Below are 1,509 nucleotides of genomic sequence, written 5' to 3'. Positions count from 1 at the left end.
GCCAGCATGATCCTGCGCCCCGGCATCCAGACGCTTCTGCGCGACGCGCAAGCCGGGCAGTTCGACATCGTGCTCGCCGAGGCGCTGGATCGCGTCTCCCGCGATCAGGCCGACGTCGCTACCCTCTTCAAGCGCCTCCAGTTCGCAGGCGTCACCATCGTCACCTTGGCCGAAGGCGAAATCTCGGAACTGCATGTCGGCCTCAAGGGTACGATGAACGCCCTGTTCCTCAAGGACTTGGCGCTCAAGACCCATCGCGGCCTGCGCGGCCGGGTCGAGGCGGGCAAGTCCGGGGGTGGCCTGTGCTACGGCTATCGCGTCATCCGGCAGATGGACGCCAGCGGCGAGTTGATCCGGGGCGACCGGGAAATCGACGACACGCAGGCGGAGATCGTGCGCCGTGTGTTCCGCGAGTTCGCGTCCGGCCGCAGTCCGCTTTCCATCGCCAGCCGCCTGAACGACGAAGGCATCCCCAGCCCTACCGGCGGCAAATGGAACAATACCACCCTGCGCGGCAACGCCCTGCGAGGGACGGGGCTGCTCAACAACGAGCTTTACATCGGCCGTCTCGTCTGGAATCGGCTGCGCTACCTGAAAGACCCGCAGACAGGCAAGCGCGTCTCGCGACTGAACCCGCAATCCGAATGGATCACCACCGACGTTCCCGAGTTGCGGATCATGGATGATGACCTGTGGCAGGCCGTCCGTGCCCGGCAGGCCAGAATTGCCGAGAAGGGGGCGAACATCAGCGCGGGCATCCGGGCATCCAACGGCAGGCTGAACGGACAGCGCCGCCCGAAATCCCTGCTCTCCGGTCTGGTGTTCTGTGGCGTCTGCGGTGGTCCCTGCTCGATCCGGGGTGGCGACCGGTTCGCCTGTTCCACCCATATGAGCAACCGGTCCTGCACCAACAAAGCCACCATCCGCCGGGAGGAACTGGAAAAACGGATGCTGTCCGGTCTGAAAGACCGGCTGATGACGCCGGAAGCCGCCGCCGAGGCCATGCGCGCCTATGTAGAAGAAACCAACCGCGCCAACCATGAACGCCGCGCCAGCACGGCAGGCTGGCAGGCGGAACTCACCAAACTGCGCAAGGGGCTGAAACAGATGCTCCAGGTGATCGAGGATGGCGGCTACACGCGCGGCATGGTCGAGCGCATGCGCGAGATGGAAGCCCGCGAGGATGAGCTGGTCGCTCTGCTCGCCGCCCAGCCGCAGGACGTTCCCGATATCCATCCCAATGTCGCGGCGATCTTCAAACAGAAGGTCGAGCGACTGGCCGAGACCTTGAACCATCCCGAGGACCGGCAGGAAGCCTCCGAAGCCATCCGTGCGCTGATCGAAAAGATCGTGCTTCATCCCGGCAAAGGCCGGGGCGAGATGCACGCCACGCTCCATGGCGAGCTTGGCAATCTGCTGGATTTCGCCGCCTCACGCGATCAGGGGGCCAGAAACACGAACACTCCCGGAGCCAGGGCTTCGGGAGTGTCAGTATCGGGTATTGCGGGG

General features: G+C 64.7%; 1 protein-coding gene. It reads left to right on the top strand.

Going from position 1 to position 1,509, the window contains the following annotated elements:
- The coding region (locus tag PWM43_RS15300; protein ID WP_289843324.1) for a recombinase family protein at window positions 1-1,509 on the top strand (1,509 nt) is incomplete at both ends.

Source organism: Brytella acorum (assembly GCF_029309905.1).
Classification (GTDB): domain Bacteria; phylum Pseudomonadota; class Alphaproteobacteria; order Acetobacterales; family Acetobacteraceae; genus Brytella; species Brytella acorum.
Note: the sequence above shows the minus strand (reverse complement) of the source record. Positions and strands in the feature narration are given on the sequence as shown.